Origin of the sequence: Bradyrhizobium sp. CIAT3101 (assembly GCF_029714945.1) — a bacterium.
GTDB lineage: Bacteria > Pseudomonadota > Alphaproteobacteria > Rhizobiales > Xanthobacteraceae > Bradyrhizobium.
In genome coordinates this window covers 3,629,290-3,654,711 of record NZ_CP121634.1, presented here as the reverse complement: position 1 = coordinate 3,654,711, position 25,422 = coordinate 3,629,290, and the positions used below count along the sequence as shown (strand labels likewise).

At 61.7% G+C, this 25,422-nt stretch carries 19 protein-coding genes and 3 tRNA genes; 11 read left to right on the top strand and 11 right to left on the bottom strand.

The window, feature by feature from the left end:
• Nucleotides 1-50: 50 nt before the first annotated feature.
• Nucleotides 51-5,540 carry an ATP-binding sensor histidine kinase gene (locus QA645_RS17165; RefSeq protein WP_283051690.1) on the bottom strand — a complete coding sequence of 1,830 codons (5,490 nt, stop codon included), beginning with the start codon at nt 5,538-5,540 and terminating at the stop codon, nt 51-53.
• Nucleotides 5,541-5,848: 308 nt separating this feature from the next.
• On the opposite strand from QA645_RS17165, the gene QA645_RS17160 reads away from it, so the two are divergent.
• Both QA645_RS17160 and QA645_RS17155 read left to right on the top strand, forming a co-directional pair.
• Nucleotides 5,849-6,817: an amidohydrolase family protein gene (locus tag QA645_RS17160; RefSeq protein WP_283051688.1), complete on the top strand. Its 969-nt coding sequence runs from the start codon at nt 5,849-5,851 to the stop codon at nt 6,815-6,817.
• A 255-nt stretch (nt 6,818-7,072) separates the two neighbouring features.
• Complete coding sequence (locus tag QA645_RS17155; protein WP_283053233.1) at nt 7,073-8,410, top strand: extracellular solute-binding protein; 1,338 nt, start codon at nt 7,073-7,075, stop codon at nt 8,408-8,410.
• A 407-nt stretch (nt 8,411-8,817) separates the two neighbouring features.
• Here the strand turns inward: QA645_RS17155 and QA645_RS17150 are convergent.
• A tRNA-Gly gene (locus tag QA645_RS17150) sits at nt 8,818-8,891 on the bottom strand.
• A 358-nt stretch (nt 8,892-9,249) separates the two neighbouring features.
• On the bottom strand, nt 9,250-11,646 hold the full coding sequence (locus tag QA645_RS17145) for an ATP-binding protein (RefSeq protein WP_283051685.1): 2,397 nt from the start codon (nt 11,644-11,646) through the stop codon (nt 9,250-9,252).
• Nucleotides 11,647-11,981: 335 nt separating this feature from the next.
• Between QA645_RS17145 and QA645_RS17140 the strand changes: the two genes are divergently transcribed.
• Nucleotides 11,982-12,695, top strand: coding sequence for a transporter substrate-binding domain-containing protein (locus QA645_RS17140; protein ID WP_254132270.1), 714 nt, complete (start codon nt 11,982-11,984; stop codon nt 12,693-12,695).
• A gap of 9 nt (nt 12,696-12,704) precedes the next feature.
• On the opposite strand, the gene QA645_RS17135 is transcribed toward QA645_RS17140, so the two are convergent.
• On the bottom strand, nt 12,705-12,890 hold the full coding sequence (locus QA645_RS17135; RefSeq protein WP_254132271.1) for a hypothetical protein: 186 nt from the start codon (nt 12,888-12,890) through the stop codon (nt 12,705-12,707).
• 205 nt (nt 12,891-13,095) lie between these two features.
• On the opposite strand from QA645_RS17135, the gene QA645_RS17130 reads away from it, so the two are divergent.
• A complete protein-coding gene (locus tag QA645_RS17130; protein WP_254132272.1) occupies nt 13,096-13,482 on the top strand; it encodes a YciI family protein in 387 nt (128 codons plus the stop codon).
• 9 nt (nt 13,483-13,491) lie between these two features.
• Here QA645_RS17130 and QA645_RS17125 read toward each other — a convergent pair whose 3' ends face one another.
• A complete protein-coding gene (locus QA645_RS17125) occupies nt 13,492-14,082 on the bottom strand; it encodes a TMEM175 family protein (protein ID WP_254132273.1) in 591 nt (196 codons plus the stop codon).
• 129 nt (nt 14,083-14,211) lie between these two features.
• Here QA645_RS17125 and QA645_RS17120 point away from each other — a divergent pair, with 129 nt between their 5' ends.
• The 3 genes from QA645_RS17120 to QA645_RS17110 all read left to right on the top strand — a co-directional run bounded on the left by QA645_RS17120 (nt 14,212) and on the right by QA645_RS17110 (nt 18,437).
• Nucleotides 14,212-16,269 carry an ATP-dependent helicase gene (locus tag QA645_RS17120; RefSeq protein ID WP_283051681.1) on the top strand — a complete coding sequence of 686 codons (2,058 nt, stop codon included), beginning with the start codon at nt 14,212-14,214 and terminating at the stop codon, nt 16,267-16,269.
• 56 nt (nt 16,270-16,325) lie between these two features.
• The gene (locus QA645_RS17115) at nt 16,326-17,306 is read left to right on the top strand and encodes an NADPH:quinone oxidoreductase family protein (protein WP_283051679.1); all 981 of its coding nucleotides are present in this window, start codon (nt 16,326-16,328) and stop codon (nt 17,304-17,306) included.
• Between the two features lie 96 nt (nt 17,307-17,402).
• Nucleotides 17,403-18,437, top strand: coding sequence for an LLM class flavin-dependent oxidoreductase (locus QA645_RS17110; RefSeq protein ID WP_283051677.1), 1,035 nt, complete (start codon nt 17,403-17,405; stop codon nt 18,435-18,437).
• A gap of 109 nt (nt 18,438-18,546) precedes the next feature.
• On the opposite strand, the gene QA645_RS17105 is transcribed toward QA645_RS17110, so the two are convergent.
• A tRNA-Tyr gene (locus QA645_RS17105) sits at nt 18,547-18,632 on the bottom strand.
• Nucleotides 18,633-18,839: 207 nt separating this feature from the next.
• On the opposite strand from QA645_RS17105, the gene rlmB reads away from it, so the two are divergent.
• Nucleotides 18,840-19,670: a 23S rRNA (guanosine(2251)-2'-O)-methyltransferase RlmB gene (gene rlmB / locus QA645_RS17100; protein WP_283051675.1), complete on the top strand. Its 831-nt coding sequence runs from the start codon at nt 18,840-18,842 to the stop codon at nt 19,668-19,670.
• 53 nt (nt 19,671-19,723) lie between these two features.
• On the opposite strand, the gene QA645_RS17095 is transcribed toward rlmB, so the two are convergent.
• Together QA645_RS17095 and QA645_RS17090 are read right to left on the bottom strand one after the other, a co-directional pair.
• Nucleotides 19,724-20,215, bottom strand: coding sequence for a hypothetical protein (locus QA645_RS17095; RefSeq protein ID WP_283051673.1), 492 nt, complete (start codon nt 20,213-20,215; stop codon nt 19,724-19,726).
• Between the two features lie 44 nt (nt 20,216-20,259).
• Nucleotides 20,260-20,745 carry a hypothetical protein gene (locus tag QA645_RS17090; RefSeq protein ID WP_283051671.1) on the bottom strand — a complete coding sequence of 162 codons (486 nt, stop codon included), beginning with the start codon at nt 20,743-20,745 and terminating at the stop codon, nt 20,260-20,262.
• A 317-nt stretch (nt 20,746-21,062) separates the two neighbouring features.
• Here QA645_RS17090 and QA645_RS17085 point away from each other — a divergent pair, with 317 nt between their 5' ends.
• Both QA645_RS17085 and QA645_RS17080 read left to right on the top strand, forming a co-directional pair.
• Nucleotides 21,063-21,515 (top strand): hypothetical protein, encoded by a 453-nt coding sequence (locus QA645_RS17085; protein ID WP_283051669.1) that lies wholly within the window; start codon nt 21,063-21,065, stop codon nt 21,513-21,515.
• A gap of 171 nt (nt 21,516-21,686) precedes the next feature.
• Nucleotides 21,687-21,761, top strand: a tRNA-Thr gene (locus QA645_RS17080).
• Between the two features lie 1,875 nt (nt 21,762-23,636).
• On the opposite strand, the gene QA645_RS17075 is transcribed toward QA645_RS17080, so the two are convergent.
• Nucleotides 23,637-23,891 carry a hypothetical protein gene (locus tag QA645_RS17075; RefSeq protein WP_283051667.1) on the bottom strand — a complete coding sequence of 85 codons (255 nt, stop codon included), beginning with the start codon at nt 23,889-23,891 and terminating at the stop codon, nt 23,637-23,639.
• A gap of 156 nt (nt 23,892-24,047) precedes the next feature.
• On the opposite strand from QA645_RS17075, the gene QA645_RS17070 reads away from it, so the two are divergent.
• On the top strand, nt 24,048-24,281 hold the full coding sequence (locus QA645_RS17070) for a helix-turn-helix transcriptional regulator (RefSeq protein WP_283051665.1): 234 nt from the start codon (nt 24,048-24,050) through the stop codon (nt 24,279-24,281).
• Nucleotides 24,282-24,284: 3 nt separating this feature from the next.
• On the opposite strand, the gene QA645_RS17065 is transcribed toward QA645_RS17070, so the two are convergent.
• Together QA645_RS17065 and QA645_RS17060 are read right to left on the bottom strand one after the other, a co-directional pair.
• Nucleotides 24,285-24,839: a hypothetical protein gene (locus tag QA645_RS17065; protein WP_283051663.1), complete on the bottom strand. Its 555-nt coding sequence runs from the start codon at nt 24,837-24,839 to the stop codon at nt 24,285-24,287.
• A 63-nt stretch (nt 24,840-24,902) separates the two neighbouring features.
• Nucleotides 24,903-25,319, bottom strand: a complete 417-nt coding sequence (locus QA645_RS17060; protein WP_283051662.1) for a hypothetical protein — start codon at nt 25,317-25,319, stop codon at nt 24,903-24,905.
• Nucleotides 25,320-25,422 lie beyond the last annotated feature (103 nt).

The following is a 25,422-nucleotide window of genomic DNA, read 5'->3' as shown; positions in this document are numbered from 1 at the left end:
TTTTACAGCGCCGTAGCACGAGCTCGGAAATGGCGGCCGGAAATGAGGAGCTATTGTTGCCGAGCCTTTGGGATGGTGAAGTGAAAGGCAGCGCCTTGCGGAAGATTTGCCTCAGCCCAAATTCTTCCTCCGTGGCTCTCTACGATTGAACGACAGATCGATAGTCCCATTCCCATGCCGCCCGGCTTGGTTGTGAAGAATGGGTCGAAAAGCCGGTCGAGTTGCTCCGGGTTGATGCCCTTCCCCGTATCTCGCACGGACACAAGTACGCCGTGCGAGCCCTTCATGGTAGAACTAATCAAGAGCTCGCGGCGCGCTTGGCCGACCTCTTCCAGGGCATGTACGGCATTGACAATTAAATTGAGCACCACTTGTTGCATCTGGGTCCGATCGGCTTCAACGAACGGCAAGCCGCTCGCCAACTGCGTACGAATAGAGATGTGACTCCGTGCGGCTTCGCCACGCGTGAGCTCAACGACTTCGGATACAAGTCGGTTGAATTCCATGCGCTCCGCGCGCAGCGGCGCCTTTGTTACGAGATTACGTGTACGATCGACAACGTTACCTACCCGACGGCCGTCTTCGGCGATCCTTTCCAGTAGTCGTTGAACTTCCGTTAGGTTTGGTGGCTGATGAGCAAGCCACCGTAGCGACGCTTCGGCGCTGCCGATTATTGCCGTGACGGGCTGATTGACCTCATGGGCTATCGAAGCCGAAAGTTGCCCCATGGTCGCGACGCGGTTCGCGTGCGCGAGCTCCATCTGAGTCTCGCGGTAGCGTCGCTCGCTTTCGCGCGCCTCGGCCTCTGCCCGCCGCCGCTCAGTCAGATCGAGAACAAAGGCGACGGCTTGATTCTCATTGTCGAGGAGAGCTGCACCAACCAGCACGGGCACGCGGCCGCCATCCTTCCGCAAATACTCCCTTTCGTACGGCTGCAACGTGCCAGCAATCTTTATGTTCTCGCTCTCCTCCGTAACTCGGTCGCGCCACTCCGGCGGTATGTAATCCGTCCAGGCCACACGGCCGGACATCAACTCCTTTCGATCGATTCCCAGCATGCGGAGAAAAGTATCATTTGCCTCCGTGATGCGACCATCGAGTTCAAAGAAGACGATCCCGATGATGTTGGCCTCAACGAGGCGCCGAACCTTCGCCTCTTGCTTCTGCAGATCGCCATAAAGTCGAGAATTCTCCAGGGAGACAGCCGCCTGCGACGCGAGCAGTCTCAGCGCTGTCATACGGCCAGGTGCAAAGGCGCTGGGAGTTAGGTTGTTCTCGAGGTAAAGCGCGCCAACGAGTTCGCCCCGGTTCACCATGGGCAGGCAGAGAACGGACCGCACTCCGCTATTGACGATGTAGGGGTCGGCTGCGAATGCAGATTGGGCGGCGTCGTCGAGGACAATGCTCTCTTGACCATGCAAGACATATCGGAGCACGGCCTCTGGCAAGAGGGCCTCCGTTACAGCCACATCGCGCAGATGCACAACCACCCGGTCATCGGCAGTGTTACCTTCTGCGACAATCCGTGGCGAAGCGCCACGCGCGAGAATTAGCAAACCCCGCTCGGCACAAGCCTGCTCAATGGCAATGCGCATCAGGGTATCGATCAACTTCTCGAGCACCAACTCGCTGGAGACGACCTGCGAAACCTTGATCACGGTTGCGAGATCGAGATGTTCGATCGACGCTCCAATCGTTTCCGTCGGACTTGGCGCAGGCTCTTGCGCCCTCAGATCCGGATACCTTTCCCCGAGTTGTCTCACCTTCCCGCCGGCGCCCCAGCGCAGGTAGCCAAAGCGGGCCTCCTGTAGATAGGTGCGCGCTATTTTTCCAAATCCGCGCTTCCCGTAAAAGCGCGCCGCGAGCTCATTCGCGAGCGCCTCAATATGAACGAGGCCGTTTGCTCCGGCGGAGGCAATCGCCTCTTCGTAGAGCTGCTCGGCGTCGAGCAGATGGCTCTCAATCCGAGCGATTTCAGCGGCTACAAGCGCAACGTGGCTCTTCAAACTCTCCGGGTAGACAGCGGCCGCATATGCCAGATGACCGCGATGGACCTTTAGCTCCTCTACGAGCGCGCCCCGCTCCTGGCTCGACACAGTCTCGGCGCCGGCAGCGCGCGCCAAGGCCGCATAGAAATGGAATTCGGATACCGCAATATGGGAGGGGACAGCCCACCACAGAAGCGGCTCGACCTTCCGCGCCGCAAGAGTCGCTCCCAGATGATCCCCCGAAAAGAACAGGCGTTGCAGCTTGCGTATCAAAAGCCAGGCGAGCTCGACTGTGCGGCCTGCATGTTTTCCCAGCGGCTCCTCGAAGCGCCCCTCGTCGAAGTTCGATTCGACGCCCCGGAGGGCAAGGATAAGACCGTGTTGCCCTGCGACGATATTTGCCAAAAGAGCGAAATGGGCGCTGTTCAGGTAATCGAGCAGTCGTTCCGCTTCTTTCTGGACATCCTGCAAGCGCTCCCCCGCCGCCAGCATCGCTGAGATCAGGCCGGACGCGGTATACCCGGCGCTATTGAGATCGCCGAGTTCGTTGGCGGCGTCGAAAGCGCGCCGAAGCACAGCCACCCGCTCCCGCGGATCGACGACATGCGAATATTCGCGGTAGACGCGTGCACGAAATCTATGCAACCCGCGTCTCTCCATCAGGTCAACACCAAGGCGACCAAATTCGATGCTCTCCCGTAGGCGGCCGAAACGCCCCAGCAGCTTGCCGAGCCAGACATAGGCCCAACAGGATACGTCCGTGTTTCCTTGCTCAATGCTGACGCTTACCGCCTTCGCCACGATCAGACCCGTCAGGTTTCCGTCTGCTGTCCAAAAGGCGGGTTCGCTAAGCGCCAGGAGGACGTCCATCTTGGCTCGCCCCAACGGATCATCCATGACGGGCAGGTCGATCAGACTGCTAATCGGACGAGAGTCAATGAGATCCCATAGGCGCCGGTATTCTTCATCAATCTCCTGTGTCGACGGATGAGATGACCAAACGATGCCGAGGGTACGCAGGCAATCAAGGCCAATTTCGAGACTTTCCTCTCTTCTGTCGACCGCAGCCAAAAGTCTCATACGCTGGCACGCGATGAGAGCCCGATCCCGCCCGTCTCGCGCAAGGCCGGTGAGGAGCGATAATCTGTTCTCCGCGACGCTGATTTCTCCGATAAGGAACTCGCACTCGGCTCGCAGTCGTTCGAGCTCGAATGCAACGTCGTAGTGCGTCCGCCACTGGCTTTCGTGAAGCAATTCGGTGCCAGTCGCGAAATATCCGATGGCCGCTGCGTGCGCGGCCGAGGCGTGCGCCCGCTTGCCTGCGATCAGATTGAGCTCAGCCAGACGCGCGCGCTCGTCCCAGGAGATGATAAGCTCCGCGCCCCGGTTCAGGTGATGGACGATATCGAAGATCGCCTCATCTCGCTTCTCCGCCGGTGTTTGAGCAATGAGCAGCCGGCCGAGCCTGAGATGGGCCGCCGTTCGCGCATCCCCGGGGATCAGCGCATATGCGGCTTCCTGCACGCGGTCGTGGGCGAACCTGTAAGCATTCGGCAGCCGTTCTATCAGCTCCTCCCGGAGCGCCCCCCACAACGCCGCGTGGACACCGTCGGGCGACAATTCGAGCGCGATCGCAAGCGTCGCAACATCCGCAACCGAGCCAGCGACGGAGAGTTGCTGCAACGCTTGTTGAGTTTTGTCCGGGAGGCGGGCAAGGCTTCCTGCCATGAGATCGGCTACGTTATCTGAGTAACGCTCGGAGCGAATACGGTTGAGGTCCCACGTCCAGCGTGCAACATCATGATCGAATACGAGCAAGCCCCCCGAGTTAAGCGCGTGGAGAAACTGGACGACGAAGAACGGGTTTCCGGCGGTCTTCGTATGCACTAGTTTGCCCAGCGACGCCGCGTCTTGCGGCATTGCATGAAGCGTGTGCTCAATCAGCAAGGTAACCTGCTCCTGCTGCAGAGGACCAAGCTTGATCTCGCTCACCTTCCCCACGGAGCTCCGGATCGCGGCGAGCTTTCGTGCCATCGGATGAGCTGCGTCGACCTCGTTGTCGCGATAGGCACCAATCAACATCAGATGCCCGACGTCTGTTTGCGTCAGCAAATCCTCAATAAGCTCGAGCGTGGCTGCATCCAGCCATTGCAGATCGTCAAGAAACAAGGCCAAGGGATGTTCGGGCCTGGCGAAGGCAGAGATGAAGCGACGGACCATGAGCTGGAACCGCGCTTTCGCCTGCTGCGGCTCGAGTTCTGCAACCGGCGACTGCTCCCCGATGATGAGCGACAATTCGGGGACGAGATCGGCGATCAGCCGGCCGTTCGAACCCAGCGCCTCCCCAAAAGCGTTCCGCCAGCCAGCTAACTCTGCATCGCTCTTGGCCAGGAGCAGTCGGACCAACCCTCGAAGGGCTTGCGCGAGGGTCGAGTACGGAATGTCACGCTTGTACTGATCGAACTTGCCAGATGCAAAAAGTGCCCGGGGTGGCACCAGCACCTTATGCAATTCATTGACGACTGAAGACTTGCCAATACCGGAATAGCCGGACACTAGCACCAGCTCCGGCACTCCGCCCTTGACGATGCGATCGAACGAGGCGAGCAACGTCTCGATCTCGCGCTCCCGTCCGTACAGTTTTTCTGGAATCACCAGACGGTCGGATGTGTCGTGTAGGCCCAGCGGAAACTCTTCGATTTGCCCCCAATCTTCGAGCTCTGCCAGGCAGTGCCGCAAATCACATGCGAGCCCAGCGGCGGTCTGATATCTGTCCTCGGCTGTCTTGGCGAGCAGCTTCATGATGATCATCGACAGCGCAGATGGGACACTCCCTAGACGATCAGTCGCGGACATCGGCTTTCGCGCGATATGGCAGTGCACCCAGTCCATGGGATCGGAGCCAGCGAACGGCAAGCTCCCGGTCAACAACTCGTACAGCGTGACGCCCAGTGCATAGAGGTCGCTGCGTGAGTCAATGGAGCGATTCATCCAGCCAGTCTGTTCGGGCGCCATGTACGCCAGCGTTCCCGCAATGGTCTCAGGCGGCTGGATAACTTGGCGTTCACGCCGAAGCCGCGACGCAATCCCGAATCCCGTCAGCCTGACTTCGTTTCTCGCGGGATCTACGATGATATTCTGTGGCTTGATATCCTTGTGAACGAGACCCCGCTGGTGGAGCTTCCCCACCGCAACAGCGATACTGATGGCGAGGCGCAAGAAACGTCCGACGTCCAAGGATGCACCGATCGAGGTGGCGAGCGGCGCCCCGCCGAGATCCTCAAGGACGAGGACAGTCCGACCGCCCTCTTGAAGGAGGTCGAGCGGACGTACCGCCCACGCCGAATCCAGTTCGCTTTTCCATCCATATTCGTGCGCAAGGCGATCGATGATGGCGGGATGGGGATGCTCAGAGGAGGGTCGCACGACCAGTATGGGGGCAAGGCGGCCGTCAGAGTCGCTGTGCCATCCCCGGTAGAAGACGCGCTCGTCGTCTTTCCACGCAACGTGGAAGCTGCCATTCGCAATTTTGGCGAAGCGAGCTGCATCCATTTTTGCGCCGGTCCCGAGTGAGGTGGCAAGATGTTGCGCCGTTACTCAGGCCTATTGTTACCTCTTTTACAAAGAATAGCGCCAGTGACCTCTACGATAGCATCCGAGGGTGAGAACAGATATGCAAATCTTGCTGCAAACAGCTTTGTACCAGCAGCCGAGTAAAGCGCCGTAAATTGAAGTAAAGGAGCGGACGAGAGGCCACGGACGTCACTTGGCCGCGCCTTGTGTTCCGGGGCGCGTATGCGCGCCGCGCTTCCCGTCCCCGTCAACCCTCGATAGACTACCTCTCAACGAGGGAGGAGATCATGTTGACGCGACGCGGTATCCTGCTTGCCTCCGTAGCGGCGGGAGTTGCCGTGAACGGGAAAGATGCATTCGCCACGGCCGCGCAGCCTTCGACACCGGTGAATTTCGACGTTCCCGCCGGCACCTGCGATTGCCATACCCACATTTTCGCCGATCCGACAAAATTCCCGTTCTTCGCCAGCCGCGTCTACACACCGGAGCCGGCCTCGCCGGAGGAGATGAGTGCGCTCCACAAGGCGCTGCATATCGAGCGCGTGGTGATCGTGACTCCGAGCGTCTATGGCCCCGACAATTCGGCCACGCTGTTCGGCATGAAAGCGCGCGGGCCGTCCGCGCGCGGGGTCGCCGTCATCGACGACAAGACCAGCGAGGCGGATCTCGACGTCATGGCTCAGGCCGGGTTCCGCGGCATCCGCCTCAATCTCGCAACCAGCGGCGTCAACGACCCCACTGTCGGCAAGACGCGGTTCTCGGCCGCGGTCGACCGTATGACGCCGCGCAAATGGCATGTGCAACTCTTCACGAGCCTGCCGATGATCGCGGCGATCAAGCCGCTGGTGCTTGCCTCTCCCGTGCCTGCGGTGTTCGATCATTTCGGCGGCGCGCGAGCCGAGCTTGGCGTCGACCAGCCCGGCTTCTCCGACCTGCTCGACCTCGTCAAATCGGGCAAGGCCTACGTCAAACTCTCAGGCGCCATTGGTGCCTCGAAGCAGCCACCTGACTGTCCCGATATCATACCGCTCGCCAAGGCGCTGATCGCGGCCAATCCCGAGCGCATCATCTGGGGCAGCGACTGGCCGCATCCGAATTCCGTCACTCCACCGGGAAAGCAGATCACCGACGTGACGCCGCTTCAGCAGATCGACGACGGCCGTTTGCTCAACCTGCTTCCGGTTTGGGCTCCGGATGCCGCGACGCGCAAGATGATCCTGGTGGACAATCCGGCGCGGCTGTACGGGTTCGCATAACCGAAGCAAGCGTGTTCGGGCGAACGCGTCACGGCCGGCTGCAGCGATCCCTGCGAGTGGGCGCGCAGCCAGTTGCCATAGGTGGCACTTCACCGCTTGCTTTCATACAATTTAGGGCATTGAATTCCGCGATATTACGCTGCCGGCACATGGCCGTAATTTCACGCAACGTTTTGGCGCGTCTCCGATCTCGTTGTTCGCGCTGCAAAACAGAGGGAATACAGAACAGCAACTTGATCAGCATGGAGTGAGCAAATATCACGAAAGCTCTCAAGGCGAGAATTCGTAAGCGCGACCGCCCTTTCGACAGCAGCGCTGATCACGGCGCCATATGTGCGCGGCGCGTATGCTGCCGGCAAATTGTCGATTGGCCTCTGGGACCACTGGGTGCCCGGCGCCAACGACACATCAACCGCCCTCGTCAACGAGTGGGCCGTGAAGGAGAAGATCGAGGTTTCCATCGACTACATCACGAGCCAAGGCAGGAAGATCGAATTGATCGTCGCGGCCGAAGCTCAGGCCAAATCTGGCCACGACATTCTTTATATGGATAGCTGGTGGCCGCAAGCTTATGCCGAGCATTTCGAGGCGGTGAACGACGTCGTTGAGCCTGCGATCAGGCAGCACGGTGAGGTGAACGGCACCGTGAGATATCTCGGTCAGGCAGCGGGCAGATGGCTCGCGGTCCCCGCAACGCCGGGAAGCCAGATCAAGGGGCCCTGCTCTCGCATCGATCTGATGAAGAGATATGCGGGTATCGACATCCAGGAACTGTACCCTGCGGGAGCGCCGCCCAAAGCCGACAGCTGGACCATGGATACGTTCCTGAAGGCGGCCGAAGCCTGCCAGAAGGGTGGCTTCATGTTTGGGATTGGCCTTGGCGAGACCCCAGACAGCGTCGACACGGCAGGTGCGATCTTCCAGTCGTTCGGCGGCGAGCTCGTCGATGCCAAGGGCGACCTCACGGTGAAAACGGATCAGGTTCGTCAGGCTCTCGAATATTACAAGAAGCTGATCGCCTTTCTGCCGCCCGGCGCGCCTTCATGGGACGATGCCTCGAACAACAGATGGCTGATTTCCGGACGTGGCGCGCTGATCATGAACCCACCGAGCGCCTGGGCTCTCGCCAAGCGGGACGCCCCGCAAGTTGCGGAGCAATGCTGGACCCACGGATTCCCGGCCGGCCCAAAGGGGCGCTTCGCGCCGTATGTACCCTCCTTCTGGGCCATCTGGGCATTCTCCAAGAACAAGGAGGCGGCCAAGAGCCTGCTCGCCCATTTGTCGAAACGGTCATCGATCGAGAAATTTGTCACAGCCAGCGGTGGCTACGACCTGCCGGCCTACGAGAACTTGGCGACACTCAAGACGTGGGCTGAGGAAGGTCCTCCGAAGGGCACGCTCTACCACTATCCGAACCCCTACAACCATCAGAAGCTGTCAATCGCGGCCGCTCCTGCGCCGCCAAAAATTGCGCAGCAGATCTATGCCCGAGCCACGCTGACCAAGATGGCGCTGCGTTACGCCAGGGGTGAGAAGATGGAAGACACACTCGATTGGGCACAACGCGAGTGCGAAGGGTTTATGCGGAGCTGAACGCCTGGATTGATTGGGCTGATTGTATTCGACCGCAGTTCCATCCTCTGGTGGCCGTCGCTATCTCCATCACAAGTCCGCATTGTTCGCTTGATGGGGCTGCGGCGCATTAATTTGCATGAGCCGGGGGGCAGCCCGCCACTCTCATGGGAGGAAAGGGTCGAAGCACGCCTAAAAAAGGTGTTGCCGGGGAATGACGCTGAGCTGACCAATATTGAGATCCTGGCGGAAAGCAGCGCACCTCCGTGAAGGTGTTGGAAAAACACGTCAAGCGCACCACGAAACAGATAGCGATCGGCGCCAAGCAAGGTGGTGCCGTGCGAACGAAAGTCGGACAATTGTCCGAATGAGCAACAGCGTGCTTGTCCGAATAGAAACGGACACCTGGAATAAGTAATTGGAATTGTTGGAGCGGGTGAAGGGAATCGAACCCTCGTATTCAGCTTGGAAGGCTGCTGCTCTACCATTGAGCTACACCCGCGACACCGGCTCCCTAACACGGCCGGGCGGCGGTCTCAACTGCCACTCACTCCCCTTGGACCGCTTTCGCCGGTTGTCCTGACCTTGCGCACAGGCCTGGTTCCGCTCCTCGCCGCGGCCCCTTAACAGCGTCGGCCTTCCTGCCTATATTGAGATCTCCCGCAATCAACGAAAGGAGGTGATCCAGTGTCTTTTACCAAGCGCTGTCACCTCGCTGGGATCGCCCGCTAAGCTCTCGATAAGGGCTTGGCATCGGGGCGCTCTCAGCCCTGGACCAGCGAGCAAGAAATCGGGCGCGACGGGGTCTCCCCGCCGCGCCTTTTTCGTGGTCGGGCCGCTTTCGCCGGTGCACGCTCTGCCTAGAGCGGCGGTTCGCCCGCGAGCATCTCGCGAATCTTCTGAGACAGGTCGGCCTTACGGTACGGTTTCGGCAGCAGCGCCACGCCGGGATCGAGATGTCCCTCGTGGACGATGGTGTTGTCGGTATAGCCGGAGGTGTAGAGCACCCGCACGCCGGGCCGACGGAGCCGGACCGCTTCGGCCAATTCCCGCCCGTTCATGCCGCCGGGCATGATGATGTCGGTGAACAGGAGATCGAAGCTCACCCCCTGGTCGACCAAGGCGAGCGCGGTTGCGCCATCGCTGGCAGTCAGCGTGCGATAGCCGAGGCTGCCGAGCTGGGCGATGACATAACCCTGCACGAGCGGATCGTCCTCGACCACGAGGATGGTCTCGTGCCCTCGCGCCGGCGCGGGCGCCGCCACCGGCCCGGTCCTCGTGGCCGCTTCGCCTGCCGATCGCGGCAGGAACAGCCGCATCACCGTGCCGTGGCCCTCCTCGCTCTCGATCGCAACGCTGCCCCCGGTCTGCTTGGCGAAGCCATAGACCATGCTCAGACCAAGTCCGGTGCCGCGACCGACCCCCTTGGTGGTGAAGAACGGCTCGAACACGCGGTCGCGGATGTCGGCCGGGATGCCGTGACCGGTGTCGGCCACGGCGACCATGACATAGGAGCCGGCATCGCCGTCGCCGCTGCTGTCGAGCTCCCGGTTTGCCGTCTCGAGCGTGAGCGTGCCGCCATCCGGCATCGCATCGCGCGCATTGACGGCGAGGTTGACGATCGCCGACGAAAGCTGCGACGGATCTGCCATCGCCAACCACGCATCGTCTGCGAGCCTAGTCACGATCTCGACATGCTCGCCGAGGATCGGCCGCAACAGCTTCGCCGTCTCGACCACGAGACCATTGACGTCGATCTCGCGCGGCTCCAGCGGCTGGCGCCGCGCGAAGGTCAGGAGCTGAGACGTGATCTCGGCGCCGCGCAAGGCGGCATCGTCGATGAGCTGGGCGATCGCGGCGAGCTCCGGCTTGTCGGCGAGCCCTTCCTGAATGATCTCGATGGTGCCGGTGATGACGGTGAGCACGTTGTTGAAGTCGTGCGCGACGCCGCCGGTGAGCTGGCCGATCGCATCCATCTTCTGGGACTGGCGAAGCCGCTCCTCGGTCTCGTGCTGCGCGGTGAGATCGGTGGAGGAGCCGCGATAGCCCATGAAACGCCCGTCCTCGGCGAACACCGGCTGACCGTTGACACTGAAAGAGTGCAGACGCCCCGTCCGATCGCGGCCGCGATACTCGAACTTCCGGAACGGCTCGTGGCGATCCAGCGTCGCCATGTGATTGCGCCATTTCTCCGCTTCGGCGTCGTGGTCGAAGGCCGCATCGGGACGACGCTTGCCGATCAGGGCCTCGCGATCCATGCCGAAGGCGCCGGCCCGGTCCGATATGTAGGTGAACACGTGATCCGGCCCGGTTTCCCAGAACCAGTCGGATGCGGTCTCCGCATAGTCGCGAAAGCGCTGCTCGCTCGCGCGCGCATCCTCTTCGGCGCGCCGGCGGATCTTCAGATCACGTTCGAGATTCGCATTGGCCTCGCGCAGCTCGCCGTAGGCACGGCCGAGGTTGGCGCACATGGTGTTGAACGCATCGATCACCTTGTCCAGCTCATCGGGATCGTAAGGAGGCCGTCGCTCCAGATGCAACGGCGGCGGCGGCCGCGCCAGGCTGTACTTGCTGACGAAGTCGGCGATGGCGACCAGATGCCGCGTCACCAGAAGATGAACCATGTAGATGATGAACAGCGAGACGAGGAACGTCTTCGCCGCCTGGCTTGCCAGGATGACGAGAGCCCGGTTCAGCAATTGCTGATAGACATCACTCAGCGTCGCCTCGACATGGAGCACGCCGATGGGACGCGCAGTCCCCTGCACGGTGGTGGTCAGGGGATAGTCGCGCGTCACGACCGAGCTGCTGCCTCGCTCGCCGACGGCGACACGGATGGGATTGGGGCGATCGGCAACCTCACGGACCTCGGCGGCGCGGATACTGGGCAGCCGCAGGATGCCGTCGAGCTGGAGCTTGAGCTGGTTCTGGTCGAGATTCCACAGGCTCTCGCCGAGGCTCGCCGTGCTGCTGCGGCCGACCTCATCGAGCCGCGTCTCGATCACGCCGACTTCGCGATCATAGTCCAGATAGAGCTGGAGCGCGGTCAGCGTCAGCGTCACGATCGAGGAGAACAGCAGCACAGCGGCAAGCAGGCGCGGTCCGATGCCGCTGCGTGACCAGTTGAAGATTCGCGACAGCAGCGCCGCGAGCATCGGGGACGTGAACGCGGATCTGATGCCGTTCAAATCCTGCTTCGCACCCGCCGGCGTAACAGCGCGGCCGCGATCGGGATTGCTGTCACCTGCGTTGCCCATGCACCCCGTCCCCGAAAATGGCGACACCTCTCCGGCCTGCCGGTCGCAGCCTCACACAATTCAACGGTTTTGAATCTCCCTCAGCACGTGATGCGCGCAGCAATCCTGTCGGCCCTTGAGCGATCTGAGGTCGGTGGGGTCATATCTTGCGGTCCGGCAGCGGGATCCTCGCGCAAGCTACCACTTCGCATGCTAGAATGACATCGGTGAAAATCGGGAGTTGCCCCGATGGCGGGCGAAGGGTCAGTGTTGTTGCTCCGCGCAAGCGCCATCTCCGGTAGATCGCGCGGGTACCAGAACCCAGTGGTAGCATGACCCGACCAGAGAGGCACCTCATGTGGCGGATAGTCGTCGTCTGCGTGTCGCTGTTCGCAGCCGGTTCGTCCTCCGCGCAGTCGGTGATTCGGCTCGCGCGGATCGCCGACATCCCCGATCAGTATGTCGGCGGCGAGATGCTGCGGGCCGTCTATGCCAAGCTGAACATCAAGCTCGAATTCGAGGATGTCCCCGGCAAGCGGGCGCTGGCCCTGTCGAGCGCCGGCGAGGTCGATGGCGAAATCCAGCGGATCGGAACGCTGTCGCGCGAATACCCGACGCTGCTGCGGGTGACGCCGGCGATCAACTACATCGAACCCGCAGTGTTCGCGACCAAACTCCATTTCGACGTGAACGGCTGGAATTCGATCAGGAACTACAGCATCGGCATCGTCCGCGGCGTCGGCTCGTCGGAAGCCGGGACGCGCGGCATGGACCACGTCACGGCGACCACGAGCCTTGAGAACATGATCAGGATGCTGGATGCCGATCGTTTCGACGTGATGGTCACCGACCTCTTCAGCGGGCTGGTCGCCGTTCGCAAGCTCAATCTACAGGGAAGGATCTATCCGCTCTCCCCACCGCTCGAACGCATCCGCATCTTCCACTATTTGCACGAACGCCACCGCGATCTCGTGCCGAAGGTTGGACAGGTGATCGAGCAGATGGAGACGAGCGGCGAGTTGGCGGCGCTGCGCGAGACACTCGTCAAGCAGGTTCTGAGCGCCCCCTGACAACCCGGCTCAGAAGCCGAAGATGGCGAGCACGGACGGACGCTTGCCGCGGCGGCTCTCGACGATGCGCTCTCCGCCACTCTCGGCCGAGCTGCCATAATAACGGTGATGGCCGGCCTGGTCGTGCAGATCGGCAGGTTCGGACTTCCCTGCCCGTCGTGCGTCACAGATGATCTTGATGGTCTGACCCGACATTGCCGCCTCCGATGAGCCTTAACTGCTCTTGTGGCAATCAGTCGCCCCGTCTCCGGACGGCGTTCACTCCGCCGGGTGGTAATCGGGTTTCAGGACCGTTTCGTCGCACACGCCGCGGCGCAATATTTTCCGGTCGGCCGTTGTCGGTCTCGGCGGCGACCATACGTCCTTCGGGCTGCGTGCCCGAAAAACAAACGAGGTGAAGATGCTTTACGCGATCCTGGCTTACCATGTGGAAGGCGAGATCTTGTCGTGGTCCGCGGCGGAGGACGCCGCGGTCGTCGCCAAGGTCATCGAGGTTCAGGCGCCCTTGAGGGCAAGCGGGCACCTTGGGCCGGCCGCCCGTCTGGACGACACTCACAAGGCCCGCACCTTGCGTGGCCCCGGCGCCGGCATCGTGCTGGACGGCCCGTTCGCAGAGACCAAGGAGCAGCTTCTGGGCTTCCACCTCGTCAACTACGACACGGAAGAGGAGGCCATCGCGGCCGCGCGATTGCTGCGCCAGGTCAATCCCAGTGCGGTCTACGAAATCCGACCGGTCAAGCTTTACGTGCCAGCCGATGGGTTCGGCGCGACCCCATCGAGCAAATAAGCGCGCGGCCTACGCGTTCGGGCCGCTCGGCGCCCCATAGAAGCGCCGGATCAGGAGCCCGCCGAAGGCAATGAACCAAAGGAAGGGCGCGACATGCGGCGCGAATGCCGCAACGATCGTGCCCGGAATGAACACGAGCAGCGGAAACAGCGACGCCATGGTCTCGCGCCGCCAGCCGCCCAGAATGATCCACCACAGCCACGCATTGAGGCCTGCAATGGCGGTCAGGTGCAGACCGTAGAGCACGGCCACCGCACTGCTCATGCTGTAATTGGTGTAGAGGCCGTTGGTCACCGGCAGCAGCACGATCGAGAGCAGGAAGAACAGATTGAGGATCACCATGCCGCGGCTGCCCACGGGCTGACGTGCCAGCCGCCGGTGATGACTGATCCAGAACAGGCCGGCGATGATGAAGCTGAGCGCAAAGCCGGAAAGCTTGCCGGAATAGGCCTGGGCGAGATCGCTCCAGTCCGGCGCGCTGGTGAACACCGCCGCTTTGGGCAGGTCGTAGGCCAACAGCGTCATGGCGACACCGAAGATGGTGTTGCTGAGCGATTCCAGCCGCCGCATCTCGAACTGGTCGGGCTTGAGCTCGGTCATGCAGGGCGCGCGCTCTTCGGGCTGGAACCTTGGGCCGTCTTTCCCCCTAAATCCTAATTCCGGTTCCGTCCAGCCGCATTGCGATTCGCGCCGGGATCGCCGACTCTCGGTCTTTCACCGGGGCGATTCGTGACGACCTATCTGGACACGCTCAATGCGGAGCAGCGCCGCGCCGTAGAGCATGGCGTGGCCGATGGCGCGACCGTGGGCGCGCCCCTGCTCGTCATTGCCGGCGCCGGTTCCGGCAAGACCAATACGCTCGCCCACCGCGTCGCGCATCTGATCGTCGCCGGTGCCGATCCGCGCCGCATCCTGCTGATGACGTTTTCCCGCCGCGCCGCCGCCGAGATGGCCGGCCGGGTCGAGCGCATCGCCCGAAAAGTGCTGGGCGAGAACAACGCCGCGATCATGCGCGATGCGCTGACATGGGCCGGCACCTTCCACGGCATCGGCGCGCGACTGCTGCGCGAATATGCCGAACGGATCGGCGTCGATCCCGCCTTCACCATCCACGACCGCGAGGATTCCGCCGACCTGATGAATCTGGTCCGGCACGAGCGCGGCCTGTCGAAGACGGAGAGCCGCTTTCCGGCCAAGGGCACCTGCCTGTCGATCTACTCGCGCTGCGTCAATGCCGAGATGGAGATCGAGAAGGTGTTGGGGGCGCACTACCCCTGGTGCGCGGGCTGGGCCGCCGAGCTGAAAGGTCTGTTCGCCGCTTATGTCGAGGCCAAGCAGGCCCAGCACGTGCTCGATTACGACGACCTGCTGCTGTACTGGTCGCAGATGATGAGCGACGCGCTCATCGCCGACGAGATCGGCGGCCGCTTCGATCACGTGCTGGTCGACGAATACCAGGACACCAACCGCCTGCAATCCTCGATCCTGCTGGCGCTGAAGCCTGATGGACGCGGGCTCACCGTCGTCGGCGACGACGCCCAGTCGATCTATTCGTTCCGCGCCGCCACCGTGCGCAACATCCTGGATTTTCCGCAAAGCTTCTCGCCGCGCGCGGAGATGATCACGCTCGACCGCAACTACCGCTCGACGCAAGCAGTGCTCGCGGCCGCCAACGGCGTCATCGGGCTTGCGCGCGAGCGCTTCACGAAAAACCTCTGGACCGACCGCTCCTCCGCGCAGAAGCCGCAACTCGTCACCGTGCACGACGAGGCCGACCAGGCCCGCTACATCGTCGAGCAGGTGTTGGCCAATCGCGAGCAAGGCGCGCTGCTCAAGCACCAGGCGGTACTGTTCCGCACCTCATCGCATTCCGGCCCGCTCGAAATCGAGCTGACCCGCCGCAACATCCCGTTCGTGAAGTTCGGCGGGCTGAAATTCCTCGACGCCGCGCATGTCAAGGATGTGCTGGCGCTCTTGCGCTTCGCCGAGAACCCGCGCGACCGCGTCGCCGGTTTTCGCATCCTGCATCTGCTGCCGGGCATCGGCCCCGCGACCGCGCAGCGCGTGCTCGACCAGATGGCCGAGAGCATGGACCCGCTGCACGCGCTCGCGCACCTCCCGGTGCCGGCGCGCACCGGCGATGACTGGACCGCTTTCGTCCGCACCGTCGAAAACCTGCGCTACTCGGAATGGCCCGTCGATCTCGAGCGCGTCCGTCTGTGGTACGAACCGCATCTCGATCGCATCCACGAAGACTCCGAGACGCGCCGAGCCGATCTGATGCAGCTCGAGCAGATCGCCAGCGGCTATTCCTCACGTGAAAAATTCCTGACCGAACTCACGCTCGACCCGCCGGATGCGACCAGCGACAAATCAGGGCCGCCCTTGCGCGACGAGGACTATTTGATCCTCTCCACCATCCACTCGGCCAAGGGCCAGGAGTGGAAGTCGGTGTTCGTGCTCAACGTCGTCGACGGCTGCATGCCCTCCGACCTCGGCGCCGGCACCAGCGCCGAGCTGGAAGAAGAGCGCCGCCTGCTTTACGTCGCGATGACGCGGGCCAAGGACGATCTGCATCTCGTGGTGCCGCAACGCTTCTTCGTCCACGGCCAGCAAGCCAAGGGCGACCGCCACGTCTACGCCTCGCGCACCCGCTTCATCCCGGAGCAGCTGGTCTATCTGTTCGAGCGCGCCGCCTGGCCGAAGGCCGCCGCGGGCGCGGCGCGCACCGGCGCGCAGGGGCCGAAGGTCGACATCGGCGCGCGGATGCGGGGGATGTGGCGCTAGACGCAAGAGGCTAGTCTCGGAATCTGCCAGAATGACTGGAACAACAGAGGTCTGAGATGAAAGCCGTCGTCGTCGAAGAATACGCCCCGATCGATCAGATCGAACTCAAAGAGATCCCGTCTCCGCGCATTGAGCCCGGACAGCTGCGCATCCGGGTGGAAGCGGCGGGCATCGGCTTTGTCGACGGCTTGAAGATCGAGGGGCGCTACCAGACCAAGGATCCCCTGCCCTTCACCCCCGGGACGGAATTCGCGGGCATTGTCGTGGAAGCTCCCGGCGCACCGGGCGGCTATCAACCCGGCATGCGCGTGATGGGCATGACGCGATCAGGTGCGCTTGCCGAGGAGATCGTCGTCAAGGCCGACGCGCTCCATCCCCTGCCGGACGGCGTCGCGGCCGAAGTCGCCGCCTCGTTTCGTGCCAATTACCTGACCGCCCTCTATGCGTTGAGCGCGCGTGCGTCGCTCTGCGCAGGCGAACAGCTTTTGGTGCTGGGCGCGGCCGGTGGAACCGGCACCGCGGCCGTGCAGATCGGCAAGTTGCTCGGCGCCCGTGTGATCGCGGCCGCGTCAACACCGGAGAAGCGCGAGTTCGCGCGGGCGCATGGCGCCGACGCCGACATCGACTACACGCAGACCGGGTGGCGCGACACGCTGAAGGAACTGACCGGGGGACACGGCGCCGACGTGATCTTCGATCCGGTCGGCGGCGACATCTCGGTGCAAGCTTTTCGCTCGATTGCCTGGCGGGGACGCCATCTCGTGGTCGGTTTTGCCGGCGGCGCGATCCCCGCGCTGCCGTTCAATCTGCCGCTGCTCAAGGGCGGCGCCCTGCTCGGCGTCGACCTCGCCCAGATTCCGACGCGCGAGCCTGAGGTGCAGAAGCGCCTGATGTCGGAGCTGATCGGCTGGCTTGCCGAGGGCAAGCTGAAGCCCGCGGTCGGCCGCGTCTTCGCGCTCGAAGACTTCCGCGAAGCCTTCAAGACGATGCAAACGCGCGCGGCGCTCGGAAAGATGGTCGTGCGCATCTCGAAATAGGATGCACAAACGGAAACCGAGCATTTCCGAAAGCCGCCTTGTGACCCGGCTGCCGTCGATTAAATCTGGTCGATCCTCCCCACAGAGACCTGATCGATGACCGCACCGCTCGAATTCGGACTGGATACCTTTGGCGACGTGACGAAGGACGCCTCCGGCGCCATGATTCCGCATGCGCAGGTGATCCGTAACGTCGTCGACGAGGCCGTGCTGGCCGACGAGCTCGGCATAGACTTCATCGGACTCGGTGAGCATCACCGTTCCGATTTTGCGATCTCCTCGCCCGAGACCGTGCTGGCCGCGGTCGCATCGCGCACCAAGCGCATCCATCTCGGCTCGGCCGTGACGGTGCTGAGCTCCGACGATCCGATCCGCGTGTTTCAGCGCTTTGCCACGCTGGACGCGCTTTCGAACGGACGCGCCGAGGTGATCCTCGGCCGCGGCTCCTTCACGGAATCCTTTCCGCTGTTCGGCTTCGACCTCCGCAAATACGAGGAGCTGTTCGAGGAAAAGCTCGATCTGTTCGCTGCACTGCTCTCGCAGAAGCCGGTGACGTGGCAGGGCAAGCTGCGCCCGCCGCTCAAGGATCAGCTCGTTTATCCGCCGGTCGAGAACGGCAGGCTCAAAACCTGGATCGGGGTCGGCGGCAGCCCGCAATCGGTGGTGCGCGCCGCGCATTACGACCTGCCTCTGATGCTCGCCATCATCGGCGGCGACCCCGAACGCTTCGCGCCCTACGTCGATCTCTATCATCGCGCCTTCAAGGAGTTCGGCCGCCCCGCGCAGCCGATCGGCGTGCACTCGCCCGGCTACGTCGCCGAGACTGACGAACAGGCGCGGGAAGAGCTGTGGCCCGACTACAAGGCGATGCGCGACCGCATCGGCCGCGAGCGCGGCTGGCCGCCGATGGGCCGCGACGAATTCGTCAGCGAAGCCGAGCACGGCTCGCTCTATGTCGGTTCACCAGAGACTGTCGCACGCAAGATCGCCAAGACGGCCAAGGCGCTTGGCATTGCCCGGTTTCAGCTGAAATATTCGGCGGGGCCGTTGCCGCACGAGAAGCTGATGAAGAGTATCGAGCTCTACGGGCGGAAGGTGGCGCCGATGGTGCGGGAGATGCTGGCGACTTGAGACGGCCCGCCTGCGCCCTTCGGGCTACGGCGCGGCAGCCTTCGCTAGCTTCGCATGACCATGATCTGGACTGGCTTGCCCAGCCGTAGCTCGCGAAGCGAGCGAAGGCTGGTGGGGGAGGCAGGACTCGAACCTGCGAAGCCATGAGGCGGCTGATTTACAGTCAGCTCCCTTTGCCACTCGGGACACTCCCCCGCTCGACGGCAGCACAATCGGGCCGGACCTTGCCGGCGGACCGAAGACGGCCATGGAACGTGAAGGCCGCGACAGCCCGGATGGGGGCGCGACCGGGCGCGGTTATGGGCGAAGCGATGGGGTAAAGTCAACCGAGGCGAACAGCTAAAATCGTCCTCTTGGGCGTCCAAATTGCCATATTCCGGGACCCGTGACACAAGCGAGGCTATGAAGGATCGAAAATTCATCCCCAAGGGCCCCCGGAGCGGGTCTAAGCCCTTCAACAGGCCCGGGAAATCGGCCGGCCGGCCGGCCTGGCGCGAGCGTGATTCGCATGCCGACGGGCCGGTCATCCTCTATGGCTGGCACACCGTCACCATGGCGCTCGCCAACCCCGAGCGGAACATCCGCAAGCTGACATTGACCGAGAACGCCGCAAAGCGCCTGGCGGACGACAACATCCAAACCCGGATCGCGCCCGTGATCGTCCGGCCGCAGGACATCGACCGCCTGCTGTCGCCCGACGCGGTGCACCAGGGTCTGCTGGCCGAGGCCGATCCCCTGCCCTCACCCGACGTCGAGGATTTGAAGCAGGAAGGCCTGGTGCTGGTGCTCGACCAGATCACCGATCCCCACAATGTCGGCGCCATCCTGCGCTCGGCCGCGGCGTTCGCGGTGAAGGCGATCGTCACCACCGCGCGCCACAGTCCGGAAGCGACCGGCGTGCTCGCCAAAGCCGCCTCCGGCGCGCTTGAGCTGGTGCCGATGGTCACGGTGCCAAACCTTGCGCGCGCGCTGACCACGCTGAACGAGATCGGCTTCCAGACCGTGGGCCTCGACAGCGAAGGCAGCGAAGACCTCTCGGACATCACACTGCGCGAGCCACTCGCACTGGTGCTCGGCGCCGAAGGCACGGGGCTGCGACGTTTGACCCGCGAGACCTGCAGCGTCGTGGCACGGCTCGACATGCCCGGCGAGATCAAGAGCCTCAACGTGTCGAACGCCGCCGTGCTCTCGCTCTATGTCGGCGCGAGCCGGCTTGGCTTGATGAAGCCCTAAAGAAAACGCCCGGCCGTGAGGCCGGGCGCTTCATCAACTCAATCGATCAGAGATCAGTAATAGCGGCGCAGCACGCGATGGCCGCCGTAATACGGCGCGTAGCGATGGGCGTAGCCATAGCGCGGGCCATAGCCGTAATGCGTGCGCGGCAGGTAGCCGTAGCGCGGACCGTAGCCGTAGCGATACGGACGGTAGTACGGGCGGTGATGATAGGCGTACGGTGCGACGGCAGCCGCGCGATAGCCATAGCCGTAGCCGTAATTGGCGGGCGCGACGACAGCGTCTTCCTGGTAGGTCGGGGTCGGCGCGAAGGCGCCCGGACCGGTGTAGGTCGGGCCCTGGTTGACGTAGTAGTACTGCGAGGTCGGCTCGGCGAGGCGCTCATAGCCGCCGTAGCCATAGCCGTAACCACCGCAACCGGTGTTGCAGCCGGAATAGACCGGAGCAACCGGCTGGCACGGGTTGAAACCGCAAGCCATGGCGGGCGCAACGCCCACAAACATCACGGCAGCCGCCGCGACCAGTCCCGAAATCATTTGACGCATTACTCTCTCCTGTTGATGTCCGTCTTGTTGGATTCTGACGTTTCTTAACCCGGCGGTTTGCCGGGCATTCCTGCACGCGGCCGTGGTCGCGGAGGCCGCGGACGGTCGTTGATCTCTGGCGCGAGGATCACCGGCGGCGGGTTGACCGGCACATCCATTTGCGGCGGCAGCGGCGCGGACGACGCACCCCAGCTCTCGTGATAGCTCTCGGCCGGCTTCGGCAATTTGCGGTTCGCCGGCGGCTCGATTTCGAGGCGGCCATAGCCGGGCTGCAAACCCATGCTCGGGTAATAATGGCCGACGTCGGGGGGCTGCCGTTCAGCCACGTAGCGCCCGCCATAGATCGTGGGCTGGACCTGGATGTTCTTGCCCAGGCCCCAAACACCTTCGACGACGCTATAGGACGCATCGATATTGTTGATGATGATGGGCACGCCGGGACGGCCGGGCACGACAATATCGAAGCCGCCGCCGGCGAAGGCCGTCGCGGGCAGTCCGATCAGAAAGGCCGCGAGCGCGTATGCGCGCATGGAAGGATCCCGGTTGTCCGGATCACAACCTAACGGATAGCGGCGTAGAGAGGGTTAAGGACAGCTGAGCAAATTCCGGTAAGCCTAACGCGTAAGGATCGCGCGCTGCTCAAATGCGGCGAAGCGCGCTAGTGAAGCGTTAACGGGAGAGACGGCCGTTCCGCCGCTGGCGCCGACAAGGTTGCCTGGCACAGGCTGCACATCCTGAGCGGGTTCACGTCGATGTGACCCCGCAGGCCGGAAAACGCGGCAGGAAACGCGGAACGACAGCGTCACGTTGCACTTAGCACAGGTCTCAACAACATGGAGGAAATGCCATGACGAGCCTGAAGCTACTTGGCTTGGCCGCGATCGTTGCGTCCACGCTCGCCACACCAGCCTTCGCGCAAACTGCGGCCGACAATGCGGCCCGCTGCAATGGCTTGTTCCAGGATCCCGCGTGCCAAAATCTCGGCCCCGGCAATCCCACCACCGATCGCGCCTATCGCCGCCGGCACATGGCCCATCAGCAAGTGAACCCGAATGATCAGGGACAATCGGGCTTCTGGCCGGTCGACACGGCGGGGGCGGTGGCGGGCGCCGCCGTCGGCACCGCAGCAGCGGTCGCCGCCGCGCCGTTCCAGGGCTGGAGCAATTCCTATGCGAGCTACGACCGCAGCGGACCCGGCTGGTACGGCAATTGGGATGCCTATGCAGCCCGCAACGGCATCGTGTGCAGGCCCGGCACGTGGTTCAAGGGTGACGACGGCCGGCAGCATCTCTGCCAATAAGCCCCAAAAACTCAGTCGAAATGGCTCAGGCGGCCCCGATCGGGCCGCCTGTTTCATGCCGGCGGACACCACCGCAGGTTCTGGCACTTCCCGGACAAGTCTGGTATTGCGACCGCGAACAAGCGGACATGCTGGCGCCAGCCGGCAACCCGCATGGGTTCCTTGCAAGTGGCCGGCTTAGCTCAGCGGTAGAGCAGCGGTTTTGTAAACCGAAGGTCGGGGGTTCAATCCCCTCAGCCGGCACCATTAATTTAGCCGACAAAACGGACTTACCTACACGGGGCGATCCGCCCCCCACAGATAAGGCCGTTTGAATGGCCTTAGGGCGCCCGATGGGCGCCCCAATCAATGCTGCCAGCCGGCCCCGGGTCTCCACCGAGTACGGCTCACCGGGCTTTCTAGGCAGCACCACGACGCTTTCGACCAATTCCCGAAAGCTGGCTGCGATCTGAGGGTCTATGCGATCCCCGGCTCCGGCGATTTGCTCCAAGTTCCGCTTAAAGCGGCTCACCGCAGTCGGATGAAGGTCGATAGACACAATGTTTTCGTCTGCGGCTGTCAACTCCTCTTGAAGCCGGGCTTTCTCCCCCCTCTGATGCTGCAACCGGGAAGCTATCTCTTCGGGTTCAAACTGCCCCTTCTCAACAGCTAGAATGAGGTTGTCGATTGCCTTCTGACAGCCCGCAATCTGCGCCTCGATCTTCGCCTTATCGCGGCGCGCGTTCGCTGACAGCGCACGCCTATCGGCTAGATAGGCTTCAACGTACGTTTCCATCCGCTTAGGGTTTTCGATCTGTGTTTTTAGTCCGGTCAGAACTAGCGTCTCGACTTTCTCGATGTAGTAGCGCGTGCCGTTGCTGCAGGAGCCGCTTTCCCGATGGCGCGTACATTGAATGCGCGGGCCGGAGCGATCATGGCCCATAAGCGACATGCCAGAACCGCAAGCACCGCAGCGAAGTAACCCGGACAGAAGGCGGGTGGACTTCGGGCGCTTACGTGATGCAGGCGTTCCAGCATCAAGCCGCCGTGCCCGAACCGCGTTGAAGAGTTCGTCGTCGATAATGCGCAGGTGCGGCGCTGCAGTATGGACCCAATCGGCTGGCGGGTTATCACGCCGAACCTGCTTACCTGTCCTTGGATTCTTGAAGTTCTTCCGCTTATTCCAAACGACACGCCCGGCGTATCGCTCGTTCAGCAAAATCCCCTGCCCGCGAGCGACGTTGCCATTGATAGTCGAAGCGTTCCACGCCCCGCCACGCGGCGAAGTAACACCCTCACGGTTGAGACTATCGGCAATCTTTCGCGGCGACACGCCATTTGCGTAGGCTTCAAAAATCCGCTTCACAACTTTTGACGTCTCTGGATCGACATCAAGAATCCCCGGCTCACCCTTGCGAACCTTGTAGCCATAGATATCTCCGCCCGGATTCCGACCGTCGTTGAGAACATCCTTCTGACCGCGACGCACCTTGTTAGCGAGGTTGTTGAGGAACATCGTGTTCATCACCCCCTTGACGCCAACGTGCATTTCATTGATTTGCCCGTCCGTACAGGTGTAAATCTCAACACCCTTGAACGTCATATCCTCGTAAAGTGCTGCGGTGTCGCGCTGACTTCTTGAAAGCCGATCCAAATCCTCGGACAGAACGATATCGAAGCGGCCTGCATCTGCGGCTTCAACCATCTTCATGAAATTCGGACGCCCTAACACTGAAGAGCCAGACTTAGCCCGGTCTTCAAACCGCTCGACAATTTGCCAGCCGTTTCTAGCCGCATAGGACTCGCAGAGGTCAATTTGCTGCTCAATCGACCGATCATTTTGCAGGTCGGACGAATAGCGCGAGTAAATCGCAACCCGCTTAGTGCCGAGTATTGTCATTGGCTGCCCTCATTGCTTCAATGTGGTCGATACGAGCTTGGTGACGGGCAAGAGCCACAACGAAGGCGTCAAGCGCCGCTTCGGTATCTTCGTCCAATGACAGCGCTGCGTTTCCCGCAAACAACTGAGCACGGTTGCTGTTTGCTGGTCTTGGCAATTGATTCATGTGCATAAAACGTCCCTCATCAAAAAGTAAAAACCGCCCCGACGATTGCCGGGACGGCGTTTGCTGCTACAATTTTCTAGATCGCGTGAAGAAGCCTCAACGTAAGCTGCTCCTTGAAGCTATCCGCAAAATCAATCTCGCCACCCTCGTAGAGAATGTCGCGAGCGATTATTTTGTCTTCCCGAGTACTGATCGAAGTGGATAATATCGCGGCTTCAGCCGCAAACACCTCGATCATGAATTTCTGTGCATCCTCTTCCGGTATATGCACGTTGCCAACAACATTCCACGCGGCTGCACGAACAGCCGCCAGTTCAGTGATGCTCTGCATGATAGGTTCTTTCCAGTTTCGTCTATGACGATTCGGAAGTCATCTTCCATGTACCAGACACTGCTTCATGCGGAATTCAGAGTCAAATATTTTATTTGACTTCGCTTGTAGCTGAAGTAGCTACAAGCCAGAACCGAAAGCCGATATCAAAAGATCATGACACCAAGCCAATGCCGCGCTGCTCGCGCACTCATCCGATTGTCACAGGCGCAACTAGCGAAAAGCGCGCGCGTAGGATTGTCGACCGTAATTGATTTCGAAGGCGAGAGCCGCGAACCTCGCGGAGACAACCTCGAAAAAATGCGCGCCGCTCTCGAAAAGGCCGGCGTTCTCTTTATCGAGGAGAACGGCGAAGGCGCTGGGGTGAGGTTGAAGAAGACGACGCGCTAATCCTCAAATCCGGTTGGCCGCTTCAAGGCCTGCGTCCGTGATTTGAAAGGTAGCTTTTCCATCTGCGTTGTTTTGCCCCTGCTTTGCGTAACCGCGCCATACAAGTTTTTCTAGACACGCAAAGCCTATCCCTTTGCCAATTCGTTCCAAGGGGACAAACTCACCTCTGTGTGGAGTTAACTCACGGAGGGCGCGCCGTTCGGTCGCCGCCATTGGCCTACCTAGAATGGCTTGCTTCTCTTCCTCTCTGCAATCCTCCAACCATATCTTAGCCTCCCCTTCGGTCAGCCACGTAGAGGAATCCGTCACAGAAAGCCCCCAGTTCGGCAACGCGCGGCGTTCCTCGATTGAAAGTCGCTTGCCAGTTAACGGTCCGGTTTCAAACTCAATGACTGCAGAATTCGTCTCCGTGCCGGATATGGCATCAAAGCATCTATCCAACTGCACCCTATCCCAGCGATCAGCGCCGCCGATCTTCTTCGGCTTAGGCATGGTCCCTACCTTCACCATGTCGTCGAACGTCTCAGGCGTTGCGCCGATATAATCGGCTGCCTCCAAGCGCGACATGCCACGGGGCCACCCTCGAATCGTATGCGAACGTGTCGTGGCCAATTGCGCGCTCTAAATCATTGGACAGTTTTGGTCTCCATCTGCCCACGACAATATGAGACCCTTATAGCGATCACTCGCCATCGTGTTGCCAGATCGCACAGTTAGCTTCGACCCGGTTGGGTCCTTTTCGACGCGGACGGACAGATAGTAGTTGCGCGCTCCCATGTTGATCATTGAAAGCGTTGTTTCGCCGTAACCGAGTTCAGAATATAGGTCTGAATCCACGGCAAAAGACGCATAGGCACCCACATTCCCGGCAAAGCAACGCTTCGCCGTTGTAGACACGCGCCGATAGATTTCTTGGTAGTTCTCTCGATACGTTTTAACGACGGGCGCCGCCTTTGCTTCAAGATCGGCTGGCGTCGAAGAGCAACCTGACAAAATCGACGCAACCGCCAAAACGGCCGCGCCGTAGACCCTCTGCATTTCAGCCCCCAGCCTAGCTACACTATCAACACATTGACGAAGCACTTGTTGCCTGTCAAACGCTTAAGTTGTAGCTGAAATCGCTACAGCCAAGCCGTACTAC

What these genes read in the sequence shown, in the direction of transcription:
- QA645_RS17160 (WP_283051688.1), top strand. Translation starts at nt 5,849, where the DNA reads ATGTTGACGCGACGCGGTATCCTGCTTGCCTCCGTAGCGGCGGGAGTT.
- rlmB (WP_283051675.1), top strand. Translation starts at nt 18,840, where the DNA reads ATGAAGGATCGAAAATTCATCCCCAAGGGCCCCCGGAGCGGGTCTAAG.
- QA645_RS17130 (WP_254132272.1), top strand. Translation starts at nt 13,096, where the DNA reads ATGCTTTACGCGATCCTGGCTTACCATGTGGAAGGCGAGATCTTGTCG.
- QA645_RS17140 (WP_254132270.1), top strand. Translation starts at nt 11,982, where the DNA reads ATGTGGCGGATAGTCGTCGTCTGCGTGTCGCTGTTCGCAGCCGGTTCG.
- QA645_RS17115 (WP_283051679.1), top strand. Translation starts at nt 16,326, where the DNA reads ATGAAAGCCGTCGTCGTCGAAGAATACGCCCCGATCGATCAGATCGAA.
- QA645_RS17070 (WP_283051665.1), top strand. Translation starts at nt 24,048, where the DNA reads ATGACACCAAGCCAATGCCGCGCTGCTCGCGCACTCATCCGATTGTCA.
- QA645_RS17135 (WP_254132271.1), bottom strand. Translation starts at nt 12,890, where the DNA reads ATGTCGGGTCAGACCATCAAGATCATCTGTGACGCACGACGGGCAGGG.
- QA645_RS17060 (WP_283051662.1), bottom strand. Translation starts at nt 25,319, where the DNA reads ATGCAGAGGGTCTACGGCGCGGCCGTTTTGGCGGTTGCGTCGATTTTG.
- QA645_RS17090 (WP_283051671.1), bottom strand. Translation starts at nt 20,745, where the DNA reads ATGCGCGCATACGCGCTCGCGGCCTTTCTGATCGGACTGCCCGCGACG.
- QA645_RS17085 (WP_283051669.1), top strand. Translation starts at nt 21,063, where the DNA reads ATGACGAGCCTGAAGCTACTTGGCTTGGCCGCGATCGTTGCGTCCACG.
- QA645_RS17095 (WP_283051673.1), bottom strand. Translation starts at nt 20,215, where the DNA reads ATGCGTCAAATGATTTCGGGACTGGTCGCGGCGGCTGCCGTGATGTTT.
- QA645_RS17075 (WP_283051667.1), bottom strand. Translation starts at nt 23,891, where the DNA reads ATGCAGAGCATCACTGAACTGGCGGCTGTTCGTGCAGCCGCGTGGAAT.
- QA645_RS17110 (WP_283051677.1), top strand. Translation starts at nt 17,403, where the DNA reads ATGACCGCACCGCTCGAATTCGGACTGGATACCTTTGGCGACGTGACG.
- QA645_RS17125 (WP_254132273.1), bottom strand. Translation starts at nt 14,082, where the DNA reads ATGACCGAGCTCAAGCCCGACCAGTTCGAGATGCGGCGGCTGGAATCG.
- QA645_RS17145 (WP_283051685.1), bottom strand. Translation starts at nt 11,646, where the DNA reads ATGGGCAACGCAGGTGACAGCAATCCCGATCGCGGCCGCGCTGTTACG.
- QA645_RS17165 (WP_283051690.1), bottom strand. Translation starts at nt 5,540, where the DNA reads ATGGATGCAGCTCGCTTCGCCAAAATTGCGAATGGCAGCTTCCACGTT.